Origin of the sequence: Ruminococcus sp. (assembly GCF_024691275.1) — a bacterium.
Taxonomy (GTDB): Bacteria; Bacillota; Clostridia; order Oscillospirales; family Ruminococcaceae; genus Ruminococcus.
Map to the genome: position 1 here is coordinate 1 of NZ_JAILNU010000105.1, position 2,361 is coordinate 2,361.

A 2,361-nucleotide genomic window follows, 5' to 3' on the forward strand; every position below is an offset into this window, starting at 1 on the left:
TCCGCATAGTCTTTAAAGGCGCGGTATATAACATCATTTCCGTGGATCATATGAACTACAAACATAAGTGTCTGAAATTCAGATGCAGGAAGGAACGCAAATGAAAAAGGTACCGGTAGACGAAATGGGGAATGCCATCGCTAAGGAGTTCGAGGAATATGTCGAGCATACAGCTGATGAAGTGAAAAAGATCGTCAAGGAAGTAGCTGATGATGTAACAGAGGAAATAAAAAGTAGGGCTCCAGTTGATACTGGTGCTTACAAAAAGTCCTGGACTGCGACACAGACAAAGAACACTTCACTTGCCGCTGAATATACCGTGCATTCCGAGAAGCACTACCGACTTACGCATCTGCTTGAATTCGGACATGCCAAGCGAGGCGGCGGGCGCACAAAGGCACAGCCCCATATCGCTAATGGTGAGAAACTTGCAATAAGTGAGCTTAAAAAGCTGGGAGGGTGACTATGACAAAAGAACAGGTCCCGCAGATGATACGGTACATGAACCTACCATTTGCCTATGACCATTTCGCGGAAGGTGAGTCCCCGGACCCGCCTTTTTTAGTTTATTTGTATCCTGGCTCGGATAACTTTGCAGCGGATGGAACTGTTTACTACAAACAGGACCAGCTGCATATAGAGCTATACACAGACAAGAAGGACCCTGCGCTTGAGGATCGTGTTGAGGCGACAATCAATGCGCATGGCCTTTTTTATAACAAATCAGAAACGTGGATTCCGTCAGAGAACCTGTACGAAGTCCTGTATCGAATGGAGGTATGAATATGGCTACACAAAAGAACAAGGTTAAGTTCAACATCAGCAATGCCCACTATGCTTTGCTGAGTCAGAACGATAACGGTGAAGTGACCTTTGGCACTCCCGTACCGCTTCCTGGTGCCGTAAGCCTTTCTCTGGACCCTACTGGTGAACCCGAGAGTTTTTACGCTGACGGTATCGAGTATTACGTTATCAACAACAACCAGGGCTATGACGGAGATTTAGAGCTTGCAATAATTCCTGAGTCCTTCAGAACAGATGTCCTTATGGAGACTGCAGATTCCAACAACGTACTTGTTGAGAACTCTAACAGCCAGACCGGACATTTTGCACTTCTTTTCGAGTTCGACGGTGACGTAAAGAAGATCCGTCATGTCATGTACAATTGCTCGGCTTCCCGTCCTGGTATTTCGTCTTCGACAAATACCGAGAGCAAGGAAGTAAAGACTGAGACCCTTAAGGTTAAGGCACGTCCCCTGGCAAGCGGACTCGTTAAGGCCAAGACCGGTGACAGCACAAAGGCTGCAGCTTATAACAACTGGTATAAGCGCGTATATGAGCCTGACGCTGTTGGTGGTTATGAAGATCCCGAAGAAGATACTACCGGGGAGGGCTAAGCTATGGGGATCGTAAAAAAGATCAGTATTGATGGGCAGGAAGTGGCGTTCAAAGCGAGCGCCGCTATCCCCCGTATATACAGACTTCGTTTTCAGAGGGATATCTACAAGGATATTTCTGTTCTGGAAAAAAGCATCGACGAGTCTGATCCGGAGGCATCTAACCTCGACACCTTCTCCCTTGAGATGTTCGAGAACATTGCCTACATCATGGCCAAGCATGCAGATGCCAATATCCCGGATACGGTTGAGGACTGGCTGGACCAGTTTAATACTTTCTCAATCTACCAGGTGCTTCCCGAGCTCATTGAGCTGTGGGGCCTTAACATTAAAACTGATGCCGAGGCTAAAAAAAACTTCGCAAAAGTGAAAGGGAAATGACGACACCATTATTCCTCTTGCGTTGTCTGCAGATAGGCTTATCGCTTCGTGACCTGGACCTGCTTACCGTAGGTATGGTAAACGACATCTTCGTGGAAAACATGAATGATGATTGCGAGTATGCAACTGTGGCCACGCAGGAGGATTTTGATGCATTTTAGGAGGTGGAGATTTTATGGCAAATAGAATAGCGGGTATCACAGTCGAGATCGGCGGCGATACGACCAAACTCTCCACGGCCTTAAAGACTGTGAATTCGGAGATTAGGTCTACTCAGCAGCAGCTAAAGGATGTGAATCATCTTCTTAAACTCGATCCTGGTAATACGGATCTTCTTGCGCAGAAGCAGAGACTTCTTCGTGATGCGATATCAGAAACGAAGGAGAAGCTGGAAGCATTAAAGACGGCAGCACAACAGGCAAACGAGAAGCTTGCCAATGGTGAGATCAGTCAGCAACAGTACGATGCTCTTCAGCGTGAGATTGTTGAGACCGAACAGAAATTGAAAGACCTCGAGGGTCAGGCATCAAAGTCGGAAGTCGCTCTTCAGAAGATAGCGGCAACCGGTGAGAAGATGAAAACT

4 protein-coding genes and 1 pseudogene are annotated in these 2,361 nt (G+C 46.9%); all 5 read left to right on the plus strand.

The features are described from left to right. Positions 1-100 precede the first annotated feature (100 nt). Positions 101-463 (plus strand): HK97 gp10 family phage protein, encoded by a 363-nt coding sequence (locus K6G33_RS12860; RefSeq protein ID WP_296780186.1) that lies wholly within the window; start codon positions 101-103, stop codon positions 461-463. Positions 464-465: 2 nt separating this feature from the next. Beyond that, a complete protein-coding gene (locus K6G33_RS12865; protein ID WP_296780189.1) occupies positions 466-783 on the plus strand; it encodes a hypothetical protein in 318 nt (105 codons plus the stop codon). 2 nt (positions 784-785) lie between these two features. Next, a complete protein-coding gene (locus K6G33_RS12870; RefSeq protein WP_296780190.1) occupies positions 786-1,397 on the plus strand; it encodes a major tail protein in 612 nt (203 codons plus the stop codon). A gap of 3 nt (positions 1,398-1,400) precedes the next feature. Next, entirely contained in the window at positions 1,401-1,778 is a 378-nt protein-coding gene (locus K6G33_RS12875; protein ID WP_296780192.1) for a hypothetical protein, read from the plus strand. A gap of 175 nt (positions 1,779-1,953) precedes the next feature. Further along, a pseudogene (locus tag K6G33_RS12880) lies at positions 1,954-2,361 on the plus strand (phage tail tape measure protein); the annotation flags it as partial.